This window comes from Massilia sp. MP_M2, from assembly GCF_039123635.1.
Classification (GTDB): Bacteria; Pseudomonadota; Gammaproteobacteria; order Burkholderiales; family Burkholderiaceae_D; genus Telluria.
The window spans coordinates 174,377-198,348 of record NZ_JBCHJF010000011.1 but is presented as its reverse complement, the minus strand read 5'-3'; the positions used below and the strand labels follow the sequence as shown (position 1 = coordinate 198,348).

Genomic DNA, 23,972 nt, shown 5'->3' with positions numbered 1-23,972 from the left:
AGCGGCAGCGGCAGCGGCAGCGGCAGCGGCAGCGGCAGCGGCAGCGGCAGCGGCAGCGGCAGCGGCAGCGGCAGCGGCAGCGGCAGCGGCAGCGGGATCATAGCGACAGCGCCAGCGCCAGCCATCCCGGCCGCAGCATCGAAGCAATGACCCTCTTGATCACCGGCAGCGACTTTCTCGGCTACCCCTATTTCTACACCGCGCCGTTGCGCGCCGATGAGAACGCCGAGATGCAGCAGCCCGGCAAATTCGACGGCCTGGCGCGCGTCGTCGCCGGCCTGACGCGCACGCTTACCGCGATGGCAGGCGTCGTGCAGGCCTGAAAAACCGAGGCACTTACTCCGCCAAAAACATTTCCTGCAAATCGTTCAGAAAACGCTGCCCCAGTTCCGTCGGCTTGATCAGCTTGTGATCGCGGTAGATCAGCCCTTTGGCTTCGGCCTCGTTGAGCGCCTTGTTGATGGTATTGATGCTCATCCCGGTGCGCTCGCCGAACAGGTTCGGATCGAAGCCACCGGTCAGGCGCAGCGTGTTGAGCATGAATTCGAAGCCCATGTCGGTGCGACTGATTTCGTGCTCTTCCTGAACCGGGTTGCCGCGTTTGGCTGCTTCGATGAACGACGCCGGCTGCTTGTAGCGGGCCTGGCGCAGGATGCGGTGCGGGAACGAGATCTTCGAATGCGCGCCGGCGCCGATGCCCAGGTAGTCGCCGAACTGCCAGTAATTCAGGTTGTGGCGCGCGCGCCGGCCGGCCCTGGCGTAGGCCGACACTTCGTAGTGATCGTAGCCTGCGGCGCCCGTCACCTCGGCGATCATGTCCTGCATGTCGGCGCTCAGATCGTCGTCCGGCAGCGCCGGCGGGTACTTGGCGAAGACCGTGTTCGGCTCCATCGTCAGGTGGTACAGCGACAGATGCGGCGGCGCGAAGGCGAGCGCCGTTTCCAGGTCGTGGCGCGCCTCGGCCAGCGTCTGCGATGGCAGCGCATACATCAGGTCGAGATTGAAATTGTCGAACGTGTTCTTCGCGATCTCGACCGCGCGCAGCGCTTCGTCGCCGTCGTGGATGCGCCCCAGCGCCTTCAGATGCGCCGGGTTGAAACTCTGGATGCCGATCGACAGACGGTTGATGCCACTCTCGCGATAACTCTTGAAGCGCTCGGCCTCGAAGGTGCCGGGATTGGCTTCCATCGTGATCTCGGCGTCGAGTTCCAGCGGCAGCAGGGTGCGCAGGTCGGACATCAGGCGCTCCAGGCCCGCGGCCGACATCAGGCTTGGCGTGCCGCCGCCGATGAAGACGGTGTGAATCTTGCGGCCCCAGATCAACGGCAGCGACTGTTCCAGGTCCAGGCGCAGCGCGTCGAGGTAATCCTTTTCGGGCAATTCACCCTTGCCTTCGTGCGAATTGAAATCGCAGTACGGACATTTGCGCACGCACCATGGCCAGTGCACGTACAGCGACAGCGGCGGCAGCGCCGTCAGGTTCAGCGCGCCCGGCTGCAGGTATTGCAGCGCGGCCATGGCGGGCGAACGGGGCTCGCCGGCCAACGGTTGCGGTACGTTCTCGCCGACGAATTTAATGGGGATCATGTCAGGTGTTTTTCAATTTCTCGACCAGCGCGCGCAGCGCCTGGCCACGGTGCGACAGCGCGTTCTTTTCGTCCGGCGCCAGTTCGGCCGTGGTCTTGCCGAGCGACGGAATCAAAAAGTACGGGTCGTAGCCAAAGCCATTCTCGCCGCGTGGCGTAGCGATGATTTCGCCATTCCAGCGACCGTCGGCGATGATCGGCTGCGGGTCTTCCGGGTGGCGCACATAGACCAGCACGCAATAGTAATAGGCCGACTTGTCGGTCAGTGTGGACAGATCGGCGACGAGCTTGCGGCTGTTGTTGGCGTCGGATTTTGGCTCGCCGGCATAGCGGGCCGAATACACACCGGGCGCGCCGCCGAGGGCATTGACGCAGACGCCCGAATCGTCGGCCAGTGCCGGCAAGCCGGTCAGGCGCGACGCGTGGCGCGCCTTGGCCAGCGCGTTTTCAACGAAGGTGCCGAACGGCTCTTCTGCTTCCGGAACGTCGAATTCGCCTTGCGGATGCAGGTCGAGGCCGATCGGGCCGAGCAGCTGGGCGAATTCCTTGAGTTTACCGGCGTTGTTGGAGGCGAGGATCAGGCGCTGGGTCATGGTGGTCACGGTGCTGGTGAGGAAACCGGTCATTTTACCGGCTTCGCGCGCCTGCCGCCCGGGAACTGGGCAAGCGCAGTCAGCCCACGCGCAGCGCCTGCTTCTGTAAATGGATCAGGTCGGCGATCCCGGCCTGCGCCAGGTCGAGCAGGCGGTCCATGGCGGCGCGGTCGAACGCGGCGCCTTCGGCCGTTCCCTGCACTTCGATGAAATGCCCCTGGTCGTTCATCACCACGTTCATGTCGGTGTCGCAGTTCGCGTCCTCGGGATAATCCAGGTCGAGCACCGGCACGCCGCCCACCATGCCGACCGACACGGCAGCCACGAAATGCCGTACCGGCAGCGCCGTGATCGCGCACGACGAGAGCAGCGTGCTGAAGGCGTCGTGCGCAGCCAACATCGCGCCGGTGATGGCGGCGGTGCGGGTGCCGCCGTCGGCCTGGATCACGTCGCAATCCAGATGCAGCGTGCGCTCGCCAAACGCGTGCAGATCGAATGCGGCGCGCAGCGAGCGGCCGATCAGGCGCTGGATTTCCTGCGTGCGTCCGCTTTGCTTGCCGCGCGCGGCTTCGCGCTCCATGCGCTTGTGGGTCGAGCGCGGCAGCATCCCGTATTCGGCGGTCAGCCAGCCCTGGCCCTTGCCTTTCAAAAATGCCGGCACCTTGTCCTCAATGCTGGCCGTGCAGATCACTCTGGTGTCGCCGAACTCGATCAGCACCGAGCCTTCGGCGTGCCGCGTGTAGTTGCGGGTGATGACGATCGGGCGCAGCTGGCCGGTCGCGCGGCCGCTCGGGCGCGGTGGGTAGGTCATGGGGTCGGTCCTTACTTGAGCAGCTGGGAGGATTTTTCGATCGCTTCGCGAATCTCGGCGATGGCTTTTTCGATATCGTCTTCGTCGAACGCGTCACTGCCTTCGGGCAGCGGGTCGCCCGCGACGATGGTAGAGCTCACGGCGTCCTCGGCCAGCATCTGGGTCGAGATCACGTTGAGGGTATCAGGATCGAGCGTGCCGGCCGCGCCCTGCCAGGCAATGCCCAGTGCCGTGGTGTTGTCGGCCTGCGCACCACCAATGGCGGCAGCCATCTGCACCAGTTCCGGCACCGCCTGCACGACGCCGCCCGTGGCCAGTCGGTGCACGATCTCGGTTTCGGGCAGCACGGACCATAAACCATCGGAGCACAGCAGCAGCATGTCGCCATGCTGCAGGCTGTGCTGCTGCGACAGTTCGATCTTCGGCGGGCTCGACGCGCCCAGGCAGTTGTAGAGTTTATTGCGGTCGGGGTGCGTGTTGCGTTCGGACGGGTCGGCGCGGCCGCGCTCGAGCAGGTACTCGAAATGCGAGTGGTCGCGCGTGCAGGCCAGCACCTGCTTGCGCCGCACCCAGTACAGGCGCGAGTCGCCCACGTGCGCCCAGACGGCGCAGTTGTGCTGGATCAGGCACGCGACGACCGTGGTGCGCGGGATCTCGGACAGACCGTGGCTGACGGCGTAGGCCTGGATGTCGTGGTGCGCCTGCAGCAGCGCTTCTTCAAGGAAGCGCTCGGGCTTTTTCACGTAGGGACGCGCCTGCAGGCGGAACATCGCCGACACCGTCTGCAGCGCGATGGTTGCGGCGATCTCGCCGCCCAGGTGCCCGCCCATGCCGTCGGCCAGCAGCAGCAGCAAGGCGTCGCGCGTGTAGCAGTAGCCCATCCGGTCCTGGTTGACCTTGCGCCCGCCGATATGGCTTTGTTGATAGACCGAGAATTGCATGACTTCCTTTAATCGCGCCTTCCTTTAATCGCGCCGGAATGCGCCGAGACGATCGACCAGCCCGCGCCAGCCGCCGCGTGCCTCATGTGCGTCCACCGCTGCGTCGGCAGGGCTGGCATCGGTTGCCAGTGCAGCCGTGGACCGCACCGGCGCCGGCAGCGGCAGCGGCGCGGCCGGCGCCGCCTGCAACACCTTCTGGATCTCGAACACGCTTTGCGGCCGCGTCAAGGGGTCGAGCGCCAGGCACGCGGCCACCAGTTTGACCAGCTCCGGTGAATAATAGCCTGCCAGGCGCGCCAGGTGGCGCGGCACGTGATCGTCCATGCGCCGCGCATCGACCGGCGGCGGCGTCGAGCGGCTCATGCAGGCGAGCATGGCCGCGCCCAGGCTGTAGATATCGGTCCAGGGGCCGAGCGCCGCGCCGCGCGTGTACAGATCGGGCGCGGCAAAACCCGGCGTGTACATCGGCGCGAGCATCGGGGCGTCGGTGTGCAGCGTCTGGCGCGCGGCGCCGAAGTCGAGCAGCAGCGGCGAACCGTCGGTACGCAGATAGATGTTGGCCGGTTTGAGGTCAAGGTGCAGCAGCTTGTTGGCATGCACTTCGCGCAGGCCGTTGCAGACGCCGTGGAACACCTGGCGCACGAAGTTTTCGCTCAGGCCATTGCCTTTGGCGGCCGCGCGCGCGATGTGTTCCTGCAGCGAGTGGCCGGACTCGTAGGCCATGACCATATAAACGGTCTCATGGGCGCGGAAGAAATTGAGTACCCGCACCACGTTCGGATGCACGATGCGCGCCAGGGCGCGGCCTTCTTCGAAAAAACACTTCAGGCCGATGCGAAATACCGCCAGGTGCGGCTTGGCCACGACCGGAATCAATTGCCCCGGCTGGCGCAGCGCCAGCGTGCTAGGCAGGTACTCCTTGATGGCCACTGCATTGCCTTCGCTGTCATAGGCAAGATAAACAATACTGAACCCGCCGGACGCAATTTTCTTTACAATGCGGTATCCGGCAATTTCGAGTCCTGCGGGCAGAGGAGCGTTATTCTGTGCAGCCATCCAATTGGGTTTCCTTGCTAAACAGCACGATTGTGTGGATAAATGTCGGCTTTGTAAAGAATAAAAACCGGGGATTTCATTGAGCATTTCAAGCATGACAGGTTATGCGGTCGCCACCAGCGAAGGCGCTGCCGGAACCCTCACGATCGAAATCAAGAGCGTCAACTCGCGCTTCCTCGATTTGCAGTTCCGCATCAATGACGATTTGCGCGCGCTGGAACCCGATCTGCGAACAGCCATCATGGCAGCGATCCAGCGTGGCAAAGTCGAGGTGCGCGTCTCGTTCGGCCGCAAGGTCAGCGGCGGCGCCGCGGCGCTCAATCAGGCGTTGCTGGCCGACCTGGCCCGACTGCAAGGCGAAGTGACGCGTCACTTCGCGCAGGCCGCGCCCATGACCGTGGCCGAACTGCTGCGCTGGCCCGGGGTCATCGAAGAATCGACCATCGGCCAGGAATCGCTCCAGGCCGACGTCGCCGCGCTCACGGTCACCACCATCGCCGCGTTCGTCGACAGCCGTCGGCGCGAAGGCGCCGCGCTCGAAACGATGCTGCAAGCGCGCATCGAATCGATGGAAGCGATCGTCAAGCGCATCACGCCGCTGATCCCCCAAGTCATTTCGCAATTCCAGAACAAGGCCATCGACCGCATGCAGGATGCATTGGGCCTGGCCGGTCACGGCAATCCGTCGACACTTACGCGCCAGGAAGTACTGGAGCGGATTCGCCAGGAAGTGACCTTGTACGGCATCCGGATCGACGTCTCCGAAGAATTGTCGCGCCTGTCGGCGCACCTGAACGAAACGCGCCACATCCTGAAAAAAGGTGGCCAGGTCGGCAAGCGCCTCGACTTCATGATGCAAGAGCTCAATCGCGAAGCCAACACGCTCGGCGCCAAGGCGTCGGTGAAGGAACTGGCCGATGCGTCGATGGAGCTCAAGCTGCTCATCGAGCAGATGCGCGAACAGGTGCAGAACCTCGAGTAAGCGCCAGAATTGAATCGGTAGCAATACCAGCTCCGGTTGAACGCGTGGACGGCAGAGCCGTTCACCCTACGATGGATACGATACGTAGGGTGGACGGGTTTCCCGTCCACGCGTTCAACGTTAACATGACCACCCGCGACATCATGCTCGCGCATATACCGTACTGACAAAGGACCCCGCCATGCTCCCACAAGCCTTTTCCGGCAGCCTGTTCGTCGTCGCCGCCCCATCCGGCGCCGGCAAATCGACCCTGGTCAACGCCCTGCTGGCGAACGAACCGGGCATCAAGCTGTCGATCTCGACCACCACCCGCGCACCGCGCCCGGGCGAGCAGGATGGCCGCGAATACCACTTCACGAGTGCTGACGATTTTGTCACGCGCGCCGATCGGGGCGAGTTTCTCGAATGGGCCGAAGTACACGGCAATTACTATGGTACGAGCCGCCTGTCGGTCGAGCAGGAAATGAAGAACGGCACGGACATCCTGCTCGAAATCGACTGGCAAGGCGCGCGCCAGGTGCGCAAGCTATTCCCCGATGCGGCCGGCATTTTCATCCTGCCGCCATCGATCGAAGCGCTGGAACAACGCCTGCACAAGCGTGGCACCGACGAGCCGCACATCATCACGCGGCGCCTGCTGGCGGCGGGCGGCGAGATCGCTCACGCGCCCGACTTCGAATATGCTATCATCAACGAAGAGTTTAACGTCGCCCTGGCTGAGCTGCAGGCGATTGTCAAAGCGACACGTTGCCGATTTGCCCAACAGGCTGCCCGCAACGCTGCGCTGTTTGCCCAGCTGGGAATCCACGCGAATCATCCACAATCTTGACAAGCGCGCCGTTGCAGGCGCGCCGCACGCGTTGTTTCACTCTTTGTCGCACTCATTGTCACCCAACATTCAGCAACCCAGGAGCACACATGGCCCGCATTACCATCGAAGACTGCCTCAAGAACATCCCGAACCGTTTCCAGCTGACCCTGGCAGCAACGTATCGTGCGCGCCAGCTGCTGCAAGGCCACACCCCGAAGGTCGAAGCCAAGGACAAGCCAACCGTCGTCGCCCTGCGCGAGATCGCCGCTGGTAAAGTCGGCATCGAAATGCTGAAAAAAGTCCCGATGTAATCACATTCGGGGTTGCCTGAATTTGCGTTATCCCGTCTTCTGTTATTCTGATCTCACCGCAGCCAGACGATTAACGTAATGAACCTGTTACCTCCAGATTCACCCGCTTCACGCAACCCCGCTCCGCGCGAGCGGCGGGCGGACAATCGTCCGCCCGATTTCATCGAGCCCGCCGGCCCCATCGTGCCCGGCGTGGCCTCGGTGACGCAGCTGATCACCAAGCTGTCCGAATACCTTACCCCCGCCGAGCTCAAAAAAGTCAAGGAAGCCTACCGCTTTTCTGACGAGATGCACCTGGGCCAGGTCCGCAAGTCGGGCGAGCCCTATATCTCCCATCCGATTGCCGTCGCCGAGATCTGCGCCGAGTGGAAACTCGATGCGCAAGCCATCATGGCTGCGCTGCTGCACGACGTGATCGAAGACCAGGACGTCAAGAAGGATGAGCTGATCGAGCGCTTCGGTGCTCAGGTCGCCAACCTCGTCGACGGCCTGTCCAAGCTCGAGAAAATCGAATTCCAGAGCCAGCTCGAAGCGCAGGCGGAAAACTTCCGCAAGATGCTGCTGGCGATGGCGTCGGACGTGCGCGTCATCCTGATCAAACTGGCCGACCGCCTGCACAATATGCGCACGCTCGGCTTCATGATTCCGGCCAAGAAGCGCCGCATCGCCGGCGAGACGATGGAAGTGTATGTGCCGATCGCGCACCGCCTCGGCCTGAACAATATCTACCGCGAGCTGCAGGACCTGTCGTTCTCGCACCTGTATCCGGTGCGCTACCAGACGCTGTCCAAGGCGATCAAGTCGGCGCGCGGCAACCGGCGCGAAGTGGTCAAGAAAATCCTCGAAGCAGTCAAGAACCAGCTCGAGGCCGGCGGCCTGAAAGCCGAAGTGCATGGCCGCGAAAAGACGCTGTACGGCATCTATAAAAAGATGCGCAACAAGCACCTGTCGTTCTCGCAGGTGCTCGACGTGTATGGTTTCCGCGTCGTCGTCGACAGCGTGCCCGAGTGTTACGTGGCCCTTGGCACCCTGCATGCGCTGTACAAGCCGATGCCGGGCAAGTTCAAGGATTACATCGCCATTGGCAAGATCAACGGCTACCAGTCGCTGCACACGACGCTGATCGGCCCGTACGGCACGCCGGTCGAATTCCAGATCCGCACCCAGGACATGCACCGCACCGCCGAAAGCGGCGTGGCGGCGCACTGGCTGTACAAGACGGGCGAATCGAATATGTCCGAGCTGCAGCAGCGCACCCATGCGTGGCTGCAGTCGCTGCTCGACATCCAGCAGCAAACGGGCGACTCGGCCGAGTTCCTCGAACACGTCAAGGTCGACCTGTTCCCCGATTCGGTGTATGTGTTTACGCCCAAGTCGAAGATCATCGCGCTGCCCCGCGGCGCAACGGCGCTCGACTTCGCGTACTCGATCCACACCGGCATCGGCGACCATACCGTTGGCGTGAAGATCAACAACGAAGAGCAACCGCTGCGCACCGAGCTGCACAACGGCGACATCGTCGAGATCATCACCCAGCCCAATTCGCGCCCGAGCCCGACCTGGCTGACGTTCGTCCGCACCGGCAAGGCGCGTTCGGCGATCCGCCATCACCTGCGCCTGGTCGACGTCAACGAGTCGGCCGAGCTGGGTCTCGAATTGCTGACCCAGGCGCTGGCCGTACGCAACATCAAGCCGGATCTGCCGGCCAGCGTCGTCGAGCGGTTGCTGGCCGAGTCGTCGGCCAATTCGATGGACGAAGTCTACGCTGACGTCGGCATCGGCAAGCGCATGCCGACGCTGGTGGCGCGCCATATCTTCGGCCTGATGGAAGGCGACCCCGATCTGCTGCCGTCGGACAAGCCGCTGCCAGCGAGCGACATCGCGCCGGTGACGATCTATGGCAGCGAAGGCTTGGCGGTCCAGCTGGCGCCGTGCTGCCTGCCAATCCCGGGCGACCAGATCACGGGCCAACTGCGCCGCGACCAGGCACTGGTGGTGCACACCTGCGATTGCCAGACGGCCAAGCGCCTGCTGGCAAAAGAACCCGACCGCTGGATTGCCGTGCAATGGGGCGACGATCTCAACCGCCGCTTCGACTGCCGTATCCGCCTGCTGATCAACAACGAAAAAGGCATTCTCGCGCGCGTGGCTGCCGAAATCGGCGAGTCCGACGCCAACATCACGTATGTGGGCATGGACGAGGACGATGAAAACATGATGACGCAGCTGCGCTTTACGATCCAGATCGGCGACCGGGTGCATCTGGCGCAACTGATTCGCAATCTGCGCCGCGTGGCCGGGGTGAATCGGGTGGAACGGGAACGGACGTAAGTCACGCTTCGGGACGTTGCCGATGTATGGTGGGCGGGTTTCCCATCTTGATTGGCCGGTAGGGTGGGCGCGGCCGGCGAGGCGGCTACGCCGTCCACCCTACTTTTTGTCCAGGCTCAGTCTGAGAATACTGTCAAACGCCGCGCATGCGCCCGCGCAGGCGTCGGTAATCTCATCCGGCGACGTCACGTGTTCTTTCAGCGCCAGCATGAACGCGCGCCAGCGCGGGCCTGGTCCGGCATCACTGCCCTTCAGATAGCGCAGCGGATGCGGCGCCATTGCACCTGCCAGTTTCCCGTACAGCACCTTGCCGCCCAGCTGCGAGCCTTCGACCACATAGCACACGCCCCAGCGATAGGCCGCACTGGCATCGCGCGGCCACGCGTGCGCGGGCGCCGGTGCACGCAGCGGGGGCATGCCCGGCTCGTTCAGGTCGGCTTCGATCAGCGCCAGGCGTTCGACCGGCAGCAAGACCTGCTGCGGGCCATCCGCGAACGATTCCAGCCACGGCTGCAGGGACGCGAGCCAGTCGCGCACCATCGTCAGGTGCGCCGCATAATCGTTCAAGTCGGGGGCCGGACCGGAGAGCGGCAGGCCATGATCGAGCCGTTCGTGCTGTTCGTTGGTAGCAGCGCGCAATGCCGCCAGGGGATTCGGATTGTCTGCTGGATTGTGCGCCGCTTCATGATGTCGGTTCATGCGCACATAGTAGCACCGGGCTGCACGCTCAGTCGGTGACTGGCTCGGGATAATCGACCGAGATGATCTCAAGCTCGTCCATGCCCAGCGGCGTCTGCAACTGCGCGACATCGCCTTCGCGGCACTTGGTCAACGCGCGCGCCACGGGCGAAACCCAGCTGATTTTGCCGTGCAGCGGGTCGAGCTCGTCGATGCCGACGATGGTGATCGTGTGCTCTTCGCCGGCCCCGTTGACGTAGCGGACCGTGGCGCCAAAGAACACCTGGTCATTGCCATGCTGGATGCTTGGATCGACGACGAATGCCGAATCCATGCGCTTGGTAAGAAAGCGGATGCGGCGGTCGATCTCGCGCAGGCGCCGCTTGCCATAGATATAGTCGCCGTTCTCGGAGCGGTCGCCATTGGAGGCGGCCCAGTGCACGATGCGCACGACTTCGGGCCGGTCGACGTCGATCAGTTGCAGCAGCTCATCCTTGATGCGCTGGTAGCCGGCCGGGGTGATGTAGTTCTTGGCGCCGTCAGGAATCGCCTGCGCCAGCGCCAGGGCTTCATCATCGTCGTCGTTGTCGGACTCTTTTACAAATGCCTTGTTCATGGATGCATTGTAGCGAGACTTGCGCGCCCTTGTCGTATCATTCGACCATGCACCAACCTGCCCCGTTTCAGCACGCCCTTGACGACGCCGCCAGACAGGATGAGCGCACCCGCATCGCGCGCGAACTGCACGATGACCTGGGCGGCAACCTCATCGCCATCAAGATGGCGCTGGCGCGGCTGTCGGCGCGCCTCCCCGCCGACCAGTCCGGCCTGGCCGGTCAGGCGCAGTACATCGACGACCTGGTCGAGCGCACCATCGAGTCCGTCGAGCGCATCTCGCTCGGCCTGCGCGCCGCCCCGCTCGACCTCGGACTGGTGGCCGCGCTCGCATGGCTGGCGCGCGAATTCACGCGCCAGACCGGCGTCGCCGTCACCACGCACTGCCCGGACACGCCGGCGCCGGCGCCGGCCCACGCCGACGCCCTCTTTCACATCGCGCAGGAAGCACTCACCAATGTTGCCAAGCATGCACGTGCGACGCAGGTCACGCTGACACTCGAACGTGAAGGGGGCGAGCTCACGCTGTCCATCTGTGACAACGGCTGCGGCATCGACCCGGCCGCGCGCACCCGGCCGCATGCATTCGGCCTGCGCGGCATGCATGAACGGGCCAGCGCGCTTGGCGGCGTGCTGTCCTTGTCGGCGGCGCCCGGAGGTGGCACGATGTTGACCGTCAAGATCAGGCTGGCGCCGCCCGTGGCCCCGGCACAGAACAAGAAGCAGAATGAGTGAAAAAGTAACCATCCGGGTATGCATCGCCGATGACCACGCCATCGTGCGCGAAGGACTCAAACAGATCCTCGCCGACGAGCGCGACATCGTCGTGGCCGGCGAGGCCGAGGACGGGCACGATGCTGTGCGCCTGGCGGGCAAGACGCGCTGCCACGTGATGTTGCTCGACATCTCGCTGCCCGACCGCAATGGCATCGATGTACTCAAGCAGATCAAGAAGGACAAACCCGAGCTGTCGGTACTGATGCTGTCGATGCACCGCGAAGACCAGTATGCGATTCGCGCGCTCAAGGCCGGTGCCGCTGGCTACATCACCAAGCAGAGCGCGCCGCGCGAACTGGTCACGGCGATCCGGCTGGTGGCGGGCGGGCAGAAATATGTCAGCGCTGCGCTGGCGCAAAGGCTGGCCAGCGCCATCGGCGAAGACCATGAAAGCGCCGCGCACGAGGGGCTGTCGGACCGCGAATACCAGACGCTGACCATGATCGCGTCGGGCATGACGGTAACGCAGATTGCGGGCGAACTGTCGCTGTCGGTCAAGACGATCAGCGAATACCGCGCGCGCCTGTTGGTAAAAATGAAACTCAGGAGCAGTGCCGAGCTGACCACGTATGCGATCCGCAACGGCCTGGTCGATTGACGCCCGTCACATGCTGTAACACTGAATAAATATTGATTCTAGGCAAAAAAACTGCCTATCATGTGCTTATCCCCGCAAACTCGGCACCGCTCTGCAACCATGTCCACCCCATCAACACCCGTACCTGCTGGAGCCGGCCCTGGCACTGCCCCGGCGCCAGCAGTGAATCCGGCCGACATCGCTCGCGAGGCGTTCCGTCGCCTGGCCACGCGCCGTATCGCGCCGACGCCGGACGCTTATCGCGCCATCTATGACGAGATTGCCGGCACGCCGCCGCCACCGCCCTTGCCCGCCGCGGATCCAGGGGCCATCGAGGTGCTGAACGGATTCGCGCGGCGCATGCTCGATACGCCGGGCGAGCTGGCCGAATACGGTCGGCGCATGGCGCGCGCCGTCAAGACGGGGGATTGGAACAGCTACACCCAGGCACTGGGCCAGTTGAGCGAGCGGCATCTGCGGCGCAATACGCCGGTGATGGCGATGGGCGACGAAGAGCCACAGACACGCCTGCTGCGCGACATGCTGGCGCGCACGCTGACGTTCGCCTGCGCCTCGCTGCTGAGCGACAACCCGCAACAGGTACGAGAGGCCGAAGCGCTGGGCGCCCTGGTCAAGACGGCTGTTGGTGAGAGCGAGCTGCAGGAAATCGAGGCGCGCCTGAAGCAGCTGTGCTTCCAGATCGAGCTGCGCAAGGATGACAGCGCGGGCCAGCAGGAACTGCTGCTGCGGCTGTTCCGGCTGCTGCTCGACAATATCGAAGGCTTGCTGGAGGACGACAACTATATGCGCGGCCAAGTCGTGGCAGTGCAGGAACTGATTGCCGGGCCACTGGACACACGCGCACTGGAAGACGCCACGCGCAGCCTGAAAGACGTGATCATCAAGCAAAGTCATCTGAAACATGGCATCGCCGACGTGCGCGCGACGATGAAGAACATGATGATGACGTTTGTCGACCGCCTTGGCTCGGTGGCCGCCTCGACCGGCGACTACCACGCCAAGCTGGGCGACTTTTCCGAGCGCATCGGCAGCGCAACCGACATCAACGAACTCAATACCGTCCTGAACGACGTGCTGCGCGAGACGCGCCATGCGCAGGACGAAGCACTGGCCTCGCGCGACCGCATGGTGGGTGCGCACCGCGAAGTGCAGGAAGCCGAGCAGCGCATCCGCGAACTGGAAGCCGAGCTGCAGCATATGAGCGAGCTGGTGCGCGAGGATCAATTGACCGGCAGCCTGAACCGCCGTGGCCTGGACGACGTGTTCGAGCGCGAAAGCGCGCGCGCCGACCGCCGCAACACGCCGCTGTGCGTGGCGCTGCTGGACCTCGACAATTTCAAGCGCCTGAACGACACCTACGGCCACATGGCGGGCGACGCCGCGCTCAAGCACCTGGTCAAGGTGGTGCGCGAGACGTTACGCTCGATGGACGTGATCGCGCGCTTCGGCGGCGAAGAATTTCTGATCCTGCTGCCCGAGACAACGGTCGATGCGGCGGCGGCCGCCATGGTGCGGGTGCAGCGCGAGCTGACCCGGCACTTCTTTTTGCACGATAACGAGAAGATGCTCATCACCTTCTCGTGCGGGGTGGCGCTGCGGGTGCAGAACGAGGAGCAGGCATCGCTGATGGCGCGGGCGGATAAAGCGATGTACCAGGCCAAGAGCAGCGGCAAGAACCGGGTAGTCGTGGCGGAATGACAAGTTCTGAACGCGTGTTTCTCCAGACAGCGTAAAAAAAACGATTTATTTTGCGATCTGGCCCTAAACTTTTTCCACAGGGCACCGTTACCAGCAACAACAGCGGTTTGAACGTCACTGAGTAGCGAGACGGACCAAAGTGAACAGCAGCACGGTCGCTGCACCCCTAGTAAGACCTAGTCTGGAGAATCACCATGGCATCAGTAATCAACACCAACGTCGCATCCCTGAACTCGCAGCGTAACCTGTCGACCTCGCAATCGCAGCTGAACACCTCGATCCAACGCCTGTCGTCGGGTATGCGTATCAACAGCGCCAAGGATGACGCCGCTGGTCTGGCGATTTCGGACCGCATGAATTCGCAAATCAAGGGTATGACGCAAGCGACCCGCAACGCCAACGATGGCGTGTCGATGGCGCAAACCGCTGAAGGCGCTCTGGCGAGCTCGGGCGACATCCTGCAACGTGTCCGCGAACTGGCTGTCCAGTCGTCGAACTCGTCGAACTCGGCCAGCGACCGCAAAGCACTGCAAACTGAAGTCACCCAGCTGACCTCGGAACTGAACCGCATCGCCAACACCACCGAATTCAACGGCCAGAAACTGATGGACGGTTCGATGGGCACCGCGAACTTCCAGGTGGGCGCCAACGCCGGCCAGCTGATCTCGATGACCGGTTCGAACTTCACCACGTCGACCTACGGTAACAACCGTCTGGATGCCAGCTCGATGCAGGCTGCCACCGGCCAGTCCAACGGCGTCGCTACCGGCACCATGACCGTCAACGGTTCGAGCGGCTCGAAAGACATCACCGTCGCCGCCAATGCGTCGGCCAAGGCGACCGTTGCCGACATCAACAAAGCCAGCGGCGATACCGGTGTCACGGCCACCGCCAAGACCGAAGCCCTGCTCGCAGCTGCGCCAAACAAGTCGTTCACGTTCGAACTGAGCTCGGACAACGCCACTGCCGTCAAGGTGTCGTTCTCGGTAGGCGAAGACACCGCGAACGGCTACGCAGCCGCTGTGAGCGCCTTCAATGCGCAATCGGCCAAGACCGGCGTGACCGCATCGTACGATGCCGAAGGCGGCGGCCTGAAGCTGACCCAGGCTGACGGTGAAGACATCAAGCTGAAGAACACGTCGACCGACGTGGCATCGACCGCCACGCTGGCCACCTACGACGCCGATGGCGCAGTGTTGACCGGTGGCGTGACGGTAGATGCAACCGCCGGCGCAACCGCCGCCGGCCGCATCGTGCTGGACTCGGAAAGCAGCTTCTCGGTGGCCGATGCAAGTGGTTTTGCACTGGATGGTGGCACGAGCACCGGTTCATCCGTACTGAAGTCGGTCGCCGACCTCGACATCAGCACCTTCGAAGGCTCGCAGCTGGCCATCAAGACCGCCGATGCAGCACTGGCGTCGGTCAACAGCCAGCGCGCCGAATACGGCGCACTGCAATCGCGCTTCGAATCGGCGATCTCGAACCTGTCGTCGTCGACCGAGAACCTGTCGGCATCGCGCAGCCGCATCGTCGATACCGACTTTGCGTCGGAAACCGCGAAGCTGACCCGTGGTCAGATCCTGCAGCAGGCTGGTACCTCGATGCTGGCCCAGGCCAACTCGCTGCCGAACGGTGTCCTGTCGCTCCTGCGTGGCTAATCGCTAACGCGTAGTAACAGTACAACTCGGTAAGCGGTTCCCCGGCTGAAGAAATTTGGCTGGGGAATTTTCGTTAGGATACGCCATGCAAATTCCATCCATTGCGTCGTCGCCCCCCGCCAAACTGGACGAACGTCCAGCGGTGGCGAACGGGCCGGCTGCTCCGGCACCACGGGCAGCGCCGGAGAAAGCTGAACCCAAGCCAGACCGGAACGAGGTGTCGTCTGCCGTAAAGAAACTCAACGAAGCGCTGCCGCAATCGGCGCAGAGCCTTGAGTTCGAGATCGACGAAGAGAGCAAGGACCTCGTGGTCAAGATCATCGATCGGGATACGAAGGAAGTCGTACGCCAGATGCCGACCAAGGAGGCCCTGGAAATGGCCAAATCGATCGACAAGATGGTGGGACGCCTGCTGAACCAAAGCGCCTGACCCAATCCGCACCTCACCCGAAGCGCCGCCCCCCCACCAGGTGCGGCGCTTTTTACATGGCGCTTCGACATCGTTCCTGACGGTTCTGACCAAAATAAAAAGAGAGCCGCCTTTACCGCTCTTAAGTAAGGTTTGTTTCTGCCGATAATGACTTACATTATTGCTTTCACCGGAGAAACATGTGGCCAACCTCGACATCGATGGCATTGTAGCGAAGCTGATGCAGGCTGAAGCCAGGCCGCTCGACAACTACGCCAAGAAGACGGCGGCGCTGCAACAGAAGAACAGTGCCCTGAACCAGGTCAGCGCCGCCGTCGGCGCCTTCCAGGGCGCCCTGACGTCGCTGAACCAGTCCAACACGTTTCAGGGCCTGAGCGCGGTCCCATCCAACAAGGATGTGTTCTCGGGCTCCGCCACCACCGGCGCCGTGCCGGGCAAGTACAAGGTCAATGTCACGCAACTGGCCCAGTCGCAAAGCCTCAAGACCAGCGGGATGGCCAGCACCACCAGCACCATCGGCGCCGGCGCCCCGACCAATCTCACGTTCCAGTTCGGCACCGTCAGCGGCGGCACCTTCGGCGCCACCGGCACTGCGCTGGGCCTGGCGCCGGCCGCGGGTGGCATCGCCAACGGCGCGCTGAGCCTGAACGGCGTGGCGATCAGCACCGGCCCGACCACCCGCAGCGCCCGTGCGCTGGCCGAAGCCATCAATGCGCAGAGCGCAAAGACCGGCGTCGTCGCCACCGCCGGCAGCACCGAAACCGCCGCCGACCTGTTCGCCGGTTTCGGCCAGGTGAGCGTCGATGCCGGTTCGAGCTATGCCCTGTCGGTCGGCGGCGTACAGCTGGCCAACCTGAATACCGGCAGCGCGCCGCTGACCGGCGCCGCGCTCGATACCTCGCTGGCCAGCGCCGGCACGCGCAATGCCCTGGCTGCCGCCAACATCACCGTCAGCGGCAGCGCCGCCGACGGCACGCTGCAATTCACGGCGGCCGACGGCAATACCATCGACGTGACCGAGACCGTCACCGGCACCGTGCGTGGCGGCATCAAGCGCGCCGACGATGCCGTCAATGCCGGCGCGACCACGACGGCCACCGCCGGCGTCACGCTGCGCTCGAACGAAGGCAACCAGATCCTGGTCGCCGGCAACAACCCGGCGGCCGCGGGCTTTACCGCCGGCAGCGTCGGCGCGCACATGGGGTCGGATTTCTCGCTCAACGGCGCGCTCAACAGCAAGACCATCACACTGGCGGCAGGCGACCAGACGCTGCAGGGCATTCGTGACGCCATAAACAAGGGCGACATGGGCGTGACCGCCACCATCGTCTCGGACGGCAGCAGCAAGCCGTATCACCTGGTGCTCACGTCGAACAAGACCGGTGAAGCGACCTCGATGAAGGTCGGCGTGACCGGCGAGGACGGCGCAGCGGCCGATCCGGCGCTGGCAGCCCTGCTCGGCTACGATCCGGCCGGCGTGCAAGGCATGACCCAGACTGCCGGCGCCCAGAGCACGCTGCTGAACATGAACGGCATCGAGATCAAGAGCGACAGCACGACCGTCAAGGATGCGATCGAAGGTGTCACGCTCGAGATCAACGGAATCGGCAGCAGTACGATGACGGTCTCGAAAGATACCGCCGCGATCAGCACGGCCGTGAATGATTTCGTCAAGGCCTACAATGCGCTGAACTCGACGATGAGCGGCCTGACCAAGTACAACGCCGAAACGCAGAAAGGCGGCGTGCTGCAGGGCGACGCCAGCGTGCGCGCGATCCAGAGCCAGATGCGGCGTCAGATCAGCGAAGTCATGGAAGGCACGGGCGGCAAGCTGACCTCGCTGAGCCAGATCGGCATCGCGTTCCAGCAGGACGGCAGCCTGAAGCTGGACTCGACCAAATTGAGCAAGGCGATCACCGAGAATGCAGCCGACTTCGGCGGCCTGTTCGCCGCCATGGGCTCGACCACCGACGGCCTGGTCAAATTCGACAAGTCGACGGCTGCGACCAAGGCCGGGACCTATGGCGTGAACATCGCCAGCCTGGCGACGCAAGGCACGCTGGCGAGCAGCGCTGCACTTGGCGCGAGCACCACGATCGCCCCCAATACCGTGTGGCGCGTGACGCTGAACCAGACCGATCCGGTCACCGAAAGCAAGACCCAGGAAGTCAAGCTCCCGGCCGGCACCTACAACAAGGACGATCTCGCCGCGCTGCTGCGTTCGGCGATCAATGGCAATTCAACGTTCGCCGGCGCCGGCGACACGGTCGAATCGAAGGTCGGCGACGATGGCCTGTTGACGCTCTCGTCAAGCAAGTATGGCGCGAGTTCGAACATCTCCCTGACCGGCGTGAGCGGCAGCTCGGTCGACTCGATTTTCGGGGCCGCAACCCCAAGCAAGGGCGCCGACGTGGTCGGCACCATCGGCGGCGTGGCCGCCACCGGCAACGGCCAGTCGCTCACCGCTGCAGCCGGCTCGAACGCCGCAGGCATCCAGGTCTCGATCACGGGTGGCGTGCTGGGCGATCGCGGCGCGGTGACGTTCTCGCAGGGTTTCGCGTTCCAGCTCAACAACCTGGCAACCGGCTTCGTCGGCAAGGACAGCCTGCTCAAGAGCAAGACCGATGGCCTGAACATATCGATCAAATCGGTCGCCGACCAGGCCGCGAAATTCGAAACCCGCCTGGACAGCATCGAAAAGCGTTACCGCGCCCAGTTCGTTGCACTCGATGCGACGCTGTCGTCGATGCAGTCGACGTCGGACTACCTTACCCAGCAGCTGGCGACCCTGTCGACCAATTACTAATTTCAGCATTACCGGAGAATCTCATATGTTTGGAACCCCGAAACGCGGCGTCGGCGCCTATGCAACGGTTGGCCTGGAGACCGGCGTTGCTGCCGCGTCGCCACAGAAGCTGGTGGTGATGCTGTACGACGGCGTGATCGTCGCCCTGCTCAGCGCGATCAACCACATCAAGTCGTCGAACGTGGCCGCCAAGGGCGCCTCGATCTCGAAGGCCATCACGATCATCGACAACGGCCTGCGCGCCTCGCTCGACCAGAAAGCCGGCGGCGAAATCGCACAGAATCTGGATGCGTTGTACGATTACATGAGCCGCCGCCTGCTGCAGGCCAATATCAAGAACGATATCGCGATCATTGAAGAAATCCATGGCCTGATGTCGGACCTGCGCGAAGCCTGGGTCGCGATCGGCGAAAAGAGCGACGCGGCCGAACAGGCCGTGCCGGCCATCCAGCGTGCCCCTACCCTGATGAGCGCATAAGGTTGACGATGACGATGAACGGACAAGAAGTGGTATCGGTCTACGAAACGATGGTCGGCATCACTGAACGCATGCTCGACGCAGCCGCTGCCAACGAATGGGATCGCCTGGCCGAACTCGAACAGGAATGCGCGGCCCACGCGCGCCGCCTCAAGGCCAACGAAGGCATCGGCCCCCTGGCCGGCCAGGAACGTGTGCGCAAGGTCGATGCAATCCGCCGCATGCTGGATGCCGACCGCCGCATCCGCGACCTGACCAGCCCATGGATGGCGCACCTGTCATCCCTGATCAACAGCAAGTCGACCGAACGCCGCGTCGCGCGCGCCTACGGCATCTGATGCGCCCGGCGGGGGTTGATTGATGCTGCCCCGCGATCTCGTTTCCGGCGTCACGCGCATCACGCCGGGCCAGGCCGCCGAGCAGGCGGTCGACCCGCGCCAGCAAGCCTTTGCGCGCGCCGTCGCGCCGCTGCTGGGCAAGGCGATCCACGGCGAGATCCAGGCCAGGCTCACCGACGGCACCTTCATCGTCAAGTTCGCAGAGACCCAGGCGCGCATGCAATTGCCCCCCGGCGCGCTGGTCGGCGCCGACGTGCCGCTCACGCTGATCGGTCTGCATCCCCGCCCCACCTTCCAGGTCGGCGCCCAGACCACCACCACGGGGTTTGCCGAGGCCGGCCCCGCACCGCAAGCCGAAACCGATGCCCCCGGCGCGCCGCTGGGCTACCGCGAGGGCGCCGCAGTTGGCCGCGCTGGCGCCCTGCTGGCCTCCAGCGCGGGGCTGGGCACGCAGGCTTTCGCCGGCGGCACCGAAGCAAAAAACACCACGCTCAGCCCCACTGGCCAGGCCCTGGCCGGCGTGCTGGCGGCCGCCCAGAAAGCCGAAACAGTGCTCACCGCCGTCACCGGCAATGCGCCGGTGGTGGCCACGCCGGACGCCGATCCGGCCGCGCTGGCGGCCGGCCTGAAACAGGCCTTCGGCAAGAGCGGCCTGTTCTACGAATCGCACGTGGCCGAATGGGCGCAGGGGTCGCGCGCGCTGGCCGAACTGGCGAGCGAACCGCAGCAGCAGGCAGCGCAGGCCGGCGCGCGCCCGAACCCGCAGGATCCCGCCACCGCGCAGTTCATCAGCATGCAGCTGGCGGCGCAGGAACAGTCGCAACTGGCGTGGAAAGGCCAGCTCTGGCCAGGCCAGCCGATGGAATGGGACGTCCAGCGCGAAGCCCACGGCGGCTGCGGCGACGATGACGGGGCGATCTGGAACAGCCGCCTGCGCCTGCGGTTTCCCGAACTGGGCGAACTCGATGTGCAGCTGCGGATGGTGGGCGGCGCCTTGCAGATCGGGCTTGCGACCGGCGACGACGCCACCGCCGCCCTGCTGCGCCAGCACGCACCGAACCTGGCCGGCGCGCTCGATTCGGTGGGCACGCCGCTGGCAGGGTTCGACGCGCGCGCGCGGGCCGCGCCGGCACCGAAGGACGCCGATGAAAAAACACCATGAATAAGCTGGCCAATCAGCGCATCAAGAGCGCGGTGGCGATGGCCTACAGCGCCGGCGAGAAAGCGCCGACCGTCGTGGCCAAGGGCTCCGGCATGATCGCCGAACAGATCATCCAGCGCGCCCAGGATGCGGGCGTGTTCGTGCACGAATCGAAGGAACTTGTATCGCTGCTCATGCAGGTCGATCTGGACCGGGAAATTCCACCAACCCTCTATCGAGCAATTGCGGAACTGTTGGCATGGCTATATCATATTGAGTCGGCTAAAAAGAACGGTGAGTCAATGCCCACCGCACCTGATCCGACGCCCCACCTCCCCCCGGAACAAGCGTCAAGGACATAAAGCCTAGCAATGGATGAAGCAGAACTGGAAGACTGGCACGACTACGAAGTCGCATCGCGCCGCGAGATTGTTTCGCTGCTGCGCCAGATCGGTGAACACAACCAGCTGATTCGCCTGCTGATCAGGGGCGAGGCCGACGTCTGCGTCACCTCGATCCTGGCCGTGGACGAAAACAGCAACACGATCGTGCTTGATCGCTCGATTGATCCGGCCCAGAACCAGCGCATGGCGGGCGCCGCGCGCGCGAAGTGCGAAACCACGCTCGACAAGATCCGTATCCTGTTCGGCGCCGCCAACCTGGCCCCGACAGTCTGGCGCGGCGAGCCGGCGCTGCGCGCCGACATTCCTCCCACCCTGATCCGCCTGCAGCGGCGCGAGTACTACCGCATGGCCACGCCGGTGAGCAATCCGGTGCGCGCGCTGATTCCGGTGCCGATGGATGGTGGCACCGGCGGCATGAGCGTGTTCGCGCTGCATGACATCAGCGTAGGCGGCATTGCCCTGCTCGACAGCAAGCTGCTGCTCGATACCACGGTTGGACGCGTGATCGCCAACTGCCGCATCGAATTGCCCGAGATCGGGCCGATCTCCACCTCGCTCGAGATCCGCAACTCGCTCGACCTCACGCTGCTGAACCACAAGATCACGCGCCGTATCGGCTGCCAGTTCGTCGACATTTCGCGCGGCGCTCTGGCCGGGGTGCAGCGCTACATCACCAAGCTCGAACGCGAGCGCAACGCGAAGCTGGCCGGCCTGGCCTGACTGGCCTGGCCTGACTGGCCGTGCCTGACTGGCCGTGCCTGACTGGCCGTGCCTGAATGGCGGCCGGCCAGCCCGTTTGATGCACGGACGGGCTGGCTATACGATCGGCTTGATGGACACGACAACCCAGGCATCCCTGCCCTCACTGGCCCCCGCCAGCGCCACCCTGCACGGCCACGACACGGTGACGCTGGCGCAGGCCATGGGGCTGCTCGCGATCGTGGGCGATCTGGCCATGGGTCAGCCCATCGACGCGTCCGCGCGCGCCGCGCGCCTGGCCGCGCGCATCGCCCTGGCTGCCGGTGGCGATGCTGGGGCTGCGGCGCACGCACAGATGGCGGCCCGTTTGCGCTGGTCCGGCAGCACCGCCACGGCCGCCGGCTTTGCGAGGCTGCTGGGCGACGACATCGGTGGCCGCCAGGCGATGTTGACACGCACCCTCAGCGCGCAGCAGGCCACGCGCCTGGCCAAGGTGAAGCAGCACCTTGCGCCGCTGGCTGCCATCCACTGCGACGTCGCGGGCGACATCGCCGCCATGCTGGGCTTGCCAGCCCCCGTCGAACACGGCCTGCGCCACCTGTTCGAACGCTACGATGGCCGCGGCCAGCCGCAGGGCCTGGACGGCAATGGCGTGCCGGCCGTCGTGTATCACGTGGCGCTGGCCGGCGACATCGACATCCTCGCACGCGCGCATGGCTTGAGCGCGGCGCTGGCGACGGTCACGCGCCTGGGGGGCGTCAGATATCCGGCGGCGCTGGTTGCACAAGTGGCGCCGCACGCACAGGCATGGCTCGAGGCCCTAGAAGCGCCGGAGGAAACGGCGCCGCTGACCGACTTTTTGCCGCTGTCGGTGCCGTTGACGCTGGTGGCCGACACCGTCGAACTGAAGCTGCCCTGGCTGGCCGGCCATTCGCGCCGGGTGGCGCTGCTGGTGCAGATTGCTGCGCAAGGCGTCGGGCTGCCGGACGCCGAACAGCGCAGCCTGGCGCGCGCTGCGCTGCTGCACGGGATCGGGCGCGCGGCCGTGCCGAACAGCGTCTGGGAACGCAGAAGCAAACCGAGCGACGCCGACTGGGAAGCCATCCGCCGCGCGCCCTACTGGAGCGCGCGCATCGGCAACCGGATCGACGGCATCGAGGCCGACGCGCAACTGGCCTCGCAGGCATATGAACGGCTCGATGGCAGCGGCTACCATCGCAGTCTCGACGCCACCACGCTTGGCATGCCGCAGCGCCTGCTGGCGGCAGCGGCGGCCTACGTTGCCCTGCGCTCGCCGCGGCCATGGCGCGCTGCGCATGAACCTGCGTCGACGCGGACGCTGCTCGAAGCGCAGGTGACGGGCGGGCGCCTCGATCGCGCCGCCGTGGACGCCGTGCTGGCAGCGGCCGCCACGGCGTCAGTCGTGCCGCCAACGCGCCAGCTGCTGTCAGCGCGCGAGGTCGACGTCCTGCGCCGCATCAGCCTGGGCGAGACCGGCAAGGACGCCGCGCGCGCGCTGCGGATCAGTCATGGCGCCGTGCGCACGCATGTCGAGAGCATCCTGGGCAAGCTCGGTTGCTCGACCCGCGCCGCGGCGACCTTGCGCGCACTGACGCTGGGGCTGATTTAAGACTGCGCGCGACGCACCCGCAACGCACCGGCCATGCCCAATCCAGCCAGCAGCAGCGCCAGCGAACCCGGTTCCGGCACCTCGGTCACGCCACCAAAACTGAAGTCGTCCATCGCATACGAGCCCTGCGCGCCGCCCAAGACCACGACGGCATCGATGGCGCCATCCCAGCCGGCGTCCAGGAAGGCCGGCGCGCTGGCGAGTTGCAGCGTTCCCGAACTGGCGACCAGCAGGCCCTGGAAATACAGGTCGAAGCGCACGCTGCTGTCCTCGTAGCCCGAGAACCAGGCGCCGTCGAAGACGGTGGGCGCCAGGAAGCGGATCGTGCTGGCGACCGGCCCGCCATCGGTCCAGTCGGTGGTGACACGGCCCGTGCCGGAATGGGCGGCAAACGGGTCTTGCTCGCCCGTGAAAACGTTCAGGCCGGCGCCCGACCAGTCGAGGCCACCGTAGTTGGCGGGGACGGCGGCATAGCCGTCAGGACCAGTGATGTCGTCGAAATCGAGCACGGCCGCCGAGGCGAAAGGTGCGTACAGCACGAAGGCAACGGCCGCAGCCGCGTTACGAAGCATGGGATGCATGGGAATCCTGTTGGTGGTG

25 protein-coding genes are annotated in these 23,972 nt (G+C 64.6%); 17 read left to right on the top strand and 8 right to left on the bottom strand.

The annotated features are described in order from the left end of the window. Positions 1-146: 146 nt before the first annotated feature. Positions 147-323, top strand: a complete 177-nt coding sequence (locus tag RCH14_RS21090; RefSeq protein ID WP_343028055.1) for a hypothetical protein — start codon at positions 147-149, stop codon at positions 321-323. 13 nt (positions 324-336) lie between these two features. Here RCH14_RS21090 and hemW read toward each other — a convergent pair whose 3' ends face one another. The 5 genes from hemW to RCH14_RS21065 all read right to left on the bottom strand — a co-directional run bounded on the left by hemW (position 337) and on the right by RCH14_RS21065 (position 4,987). Continuing rightward, positions 337-1,587, bottom strand: coding sequence for a radical SAM family heme chaperone HemW (gene hemW / locus RCH14_RS21085; protein ID WP_343028054.1), 1,251 nt, complete (start codon positions 1,585-1,587; stop codon positions 337-339). Position 1,588: 1 nt separating this feature from the next. Beyond that, positions 1,589-2,179 (bottom strand): RdgB/HAM1 family non-canonical purine NTP pyrophosphatase, encoded by a 591-nt coding sequence (gene rdgB, locus RCH14_RS21080; RefSeq protein ID WP_343028059.1) that lies wholly within the window; start codon positions 2,177-2,179, stop codon positions 1,589-1,591. Positions 2,180-2,258: 79 nt separating this feature from the next. Continuing rightward, positions 2,259-2,990: a ribonuclease PH gene (rph, locus tag RCH14_RS21075; RefSeq protein WP_343028053.1), complete on the bottom strand. Its 732-nt coding sequence runs from the start codon at positions 2,988-2,990 to the stop codon at positions 2,259-2,261. 11 nt (positions 2,991-3,001) lie between these two features. Next, positions 3,002-3,931, bottom strand: a complete 930-nt coding sequence (locus tag RCH14_RS21070) for a PP2C family serine/threonine-protein phosphatase (protein WP_343028052.1) — start codon at positions 3,929-3,931, stop codon at positions 3,002-3,004. A 24-nt stretch (positions 3,932-3,955) separates the two neighbouring features. Next, on the bottom strand, positions 3,956-4,987 hold the full coding sequence (locus RCH14_RS21065; protein WP_343028051.1) for a serine/threonine-protein kinase: 1,032 nt from the start codon (positions 4,985-4,987) through the stop codon (positions 3,956-3,958). A gap of 94 nt (positions 4,988-5,081) precedes the next feature. On the opposite strand from RCH14_RS21065, the gene RCH14_RS21060 reads away from it, so the two are divergent. The 4 genes from RCH14_RS21060 (at position 5,082) to RCH14_RS21045 (ending at position 9,422) form a co-directional block, all read left to right on the top strand. Further along, positions 5,082-5,969 (top strand): YicC/YloC family endoribonuclease, encoded by an 888-nt coding sequence (locus RCH14_RS21060; protein WP_343028050.1) that lies wholly within the window; start codon positions 5,082-5,084, stop codon positions 5,967-5,969. A 181-nt stretch (positions 5,970-6,150) separates the two neighbouring features. Next, a complete protein-coding gene (gene gmk, locus RCH14_RS21055; protein WP_343028049.1) occupies positions 6,151-6,798 on the top strand; it encodes a guanylate kinase in 648 nt (215 codons plus the stop codon). An 89-nt stretch (positions 6,799-6,887) separates the two neighbouring features. Beyond that, positions 6,888-7,091, top strand: a complete 204-nt coding sequence (gene rpoZ / locus RCH14_RS21050; protein WP_019922806.1) for a DNA-directed RNA polymerase subunit omega — start codon at positions 6,888-6,890, stop codon at positions 7,089-7,091. A gap of 78 nt (positions 7,092-7,169) precedes the next feature. Further along, positions 7,170-9,422, top strand: a complete 2,253-nt coding sequence (locus tag RCH14_RS21045; protein ID WP_343028048.1) for a bifunctional (p)ppGpp synthetase/guanosine-3',5'-bis(diphosphate) 3'-pyrophosphohydrolase — start codon at positions 7,170-7,172, stop codon at positions 9,420-9,422. A gap of 99 nt (positions 9,423-9,521) precedes the next feature. On the opposite strand, the gene RCH14_RS21040 is transcribed toward RCH14_RS21045, so the two are convergent. Both RCH14_RS21040 and greB read right to left on the bottom strand, forming a co-directional pair. Next, positions 9,522-10,121: a biliverdin-producing heme oxygenase gene (locus RCH14_RS21040; protein WP_343028047.1), complete on the bottom strand. Its 600-nt coding sequence runs from the start codon at positions 10,119-10,121 to the stop codon at positions 9,522-9,524. Between the two features lie 28 nt (positions 10,122-10,149). Next, positions 10,150-10,716, bottom strand: a complete 567-nt coding sequence (greB, locus tag RCH14_RS21035) for a transcription elongation factor GreB (RefSeq protein WP_343028046.1) — start codon at positions 10,714-10,716, stop codon at positions 10,150-10,152. A 47-nt stretch (positions 10,717-10,763) separates the two neighbouring features. On the opposite strand from greB, the gene RCH14_RS21030 reads away from it, so the two are divergent. The 12 genes from RCH14_RS21030 (at position 10,764) to RCH14_RS20975 (ending at position 23,372) form a co-directional block, all read left to right on the top strand. Continuing rightward, positions 10,764-11,450 carry a sensor histidine kinase gene (locus RCH14_RS21030; RefSeq protein WP_343028045.1) on the top strand — a complete coding sequence of 229 codons (687 nt, stop codon included), beginning with the start codon at positions 10,764-10,766 and terminating at the stop codon, positions 11,448-11,450. Further along, positions 11,443-12,090 carry a response regulator transcription factor gene (locus RCH14_RS21025; RefSeq protein ID WP_343028044.1) on the top strand — a complete coding sequence of 216 codons (648 nt, stop codon included), beginning with the start codon at positions 11,443-11,445 and terminating at the stop codon, positions 12,088-12,090. The genes RCH14_RS21030 and RCH14_RS21025 overlap by 8 nt, the downstream gene beginning before the upstream one ends. Positions 12,091-12,189: 99 nt before the next feature. After that, entirely contained in the window at positions 12,190-13,788 is a 1,599-nt protein-coding gene (locus RCH14_RS21020) for a diguanylate cyclase (RefSeq protein WP_343028043.1), read from the top strand. A gap of 194 nt (positions 13,789-13,982) precedes the next feature. Further along, positions 13,983-15,446: a flagellin gene (locus RCH14_RS21015; protein WP_343028042.1), complete on the top strand. Its 1,464-nt coding sequence runs from the start codon at positions 13,983-13,985 to the stop codon at positions 15,444-15,446. A gap of 85 nt (positions 15,447-15,531) precedes the next feature. Next, positions 15,532-15,876: a flagellar protein FlaG gene (locus RCH14_RS21010; RefSeq protein WP_343028041.1), complete on the top strand. Its 345-nt coding sequence runs from the start codon at positions 15,532-15,534 to the stop codon at positions 15,874-15,876. A gap of 181 nt (positions 15,877-16,057) precedes the next feature. After that, a complete protein-coding gene (gene fliD / locus RCH14_RS21005; protein ID WP_343028040.1) occupies positions 16,058-18,682 on the top strand; it encodes a flagellar filament capping protein FliD in 2,625 nt (874 codons plus the stop codon). A 25-nt stretch (positions 18,683-18,707) separates the two neighbouring features. Then, on the top strand, positions 18,708-19,160 hold the full coding sequence (fliS, locus tag RCH14_RS21000) for a flagellar export chaperone FliS (protein ID WP_343028039.1): 453 nt from the start codon (positions 18,708-18,710) through the stop codon (positions 19,158-19,160). 14 nt (positions 19,161-19,174) lie between these two features. Continuing rightward, the gene (locus RCH14_RS20995; RefSeq protein ID WP_407070102.1) at positions 19,175-19,498 is read left to right on the top strand and encodes a flagellar protein FliT; all 324 of its coding nucleotides are present in this window, start codon (positions 19,175-19,177) and stop codon (positions 19,496-19,498) included. Between the two features lie 22 nt (positions 19,499-19,520). Further along, positions 19,521-20,660, top strand: a complete 1,140-nt coding sequence (locus tag RCH14_RS20990; RefSeq protein ID WP_343028037.1) for a flagellar hook-length control protein FliK — start codon at positions 19,521-19,523, stop codon at positions 20,658-20,660. Next, positions 20,657-21,001, top strand: a complete 345-nt coding sequence (locus RCH14_RS20985) for an EscU/YscU/HrcU family type III secretion system export apparatus switch protein (RefSeq protein ID WP_343028036.1) — start codon at positions 20,657-20,659, stop codon at positions 20,999-21,001. Before RCH14_RS20990 ends, RCH14_RS20985 begins: the two co-directional genes overlap by 4 nt. Before the next feature lie 9 nt (positions 21,002-21,010). Beyond that, positions 21,011-21,763: a flagellar brake protein gene (locus RCH14_RS20980; protein ID WP_343028035.1), complete on the top strand. Its 753-nt coding sequence runs from the start codon at positions 21,011-21,013 to the stop codon at positions 21,761-21,763. Between the two features lie 112 nt (positions 21,764-21,875). Continuing rightward, on the top strand, positions 21,876-23,372 hold the full coding sequence (locus RCH14_RS20975) for an HD domain-containing phosphohydrolase (RefSeq protein ID WP_343028034.1): 1,497 nt from the start codon (positions 21,876-21,878) through the stop codon (positions 23,370-23,372). On the opposite strand, the gene RCH14_RS20970 is transcribed toward RCH14_RS20975, so the two are convergent. Then, positions 23,369-23,953 (bottom strand): PEP-CTERM sorting domain-containing protein, encoded by a 585-nt coding sequence (locus tag RCH14_RS20970; RefSeq protein WP_343028033.1) that lies wholly within the window; start codon positions 23,951-23,953, stop codon positions 23,369-23,371. The two genes, RCH14_RS20975 and RCH14_RS20970, sit on opposite strands and share 4 nt — an antisense overlap. Between the last annotated feature and the right edge of the window lie 19 nt (positions 23,954-23,972).